This window comes from Hydrogenophaga sp. OTU3427 (genome assembly GCF_038440225.1).
GTDB lineage: Bacteria > Pseudomonadota > Gammaproteobacteria > Burkholderiales > Burkholderiaceae_C > Hydrogenophaga.
The window spans coordinates 1-694 of the sequence record NZ_JASATI010000118.1; the positions used below are offsets into that span (position 1 = coordinate 1).

1 protein-coding gene is annotated in these 694 nt (G+C 68.4%); it reads right to left on the minus strand.

What is annotated here, in order from left to right; translation table 11 throughout:
• Positions 1 to 692 (minus strand): enoyl-CoA hydratase (locus AAHB17_RS24535; RefSeq protein ID WP_342133680.1); only part of this gene is annotated, 692 nt, incomplete at its 3' end.
• Positions 693 to 694 lie beyond the last annotated feature (2 nt).

Consider the following 694-nt stretch of genomic DNA (forward strand, 5'->3'; position numbering starts at 1 on the left):
AAGGCGGCCATGCCTTCCTTCTGGTCGTCGGTGGCGAACAGGGCGTGGAACAGGCGGCGCTCGAACATGACACCGTCGCTCAGGCCGCTCTCGAAGGCGCGGTTGATGGCCTCCTTGGCGGCCATCACGCTGGGCAGCGAAAAGCCGCAGATCGTCAGCGCCGCCCCCAGGGCCTCGTCCATCAGCTTGTCCAACGGCACCACGCGGCTGACCAGCCCGGCGCGCTCGGCCTCGGCCGCGTCCATCATGCGGCCGGTGAGCGCCAGGTCCATGGCCTTGGCCTTGCCCACCGCGCGCGGCAGTCGCTGGGTGCCGCCTGCGCCGGGGATGATGCCCAGCTTGATCTCGGGCTGGCCAAACCTGGCGTTGTCGGCGGCGATGATGAAGTCGCACATCATGGCCAGCTCGCAGCCGCCGCCCAGGGCGAAGCCGCTGACGGCGGCGATCACGGGCTTGCGCACGCTGCGTATGGTTTCCCAGTTGCGGGTGATGTAGTCGTTGACGTAGACGTCGGCGAAGGTGTAGCTCGCCATGGCGCCGATGTCGGCGCCGGCGGCGAAGGCTTTTTCGCTGCCGGTGAGGACCATGCAGCCGATGTCGGCGTCGGCGTCGAAGGCCTTGAGCGCGGCGCCCAGCTCGTTCATCAGCTGTTCGTTGAGGGCGTTGAGCGCCTTGGGCCGGTGCAGGGTGATGA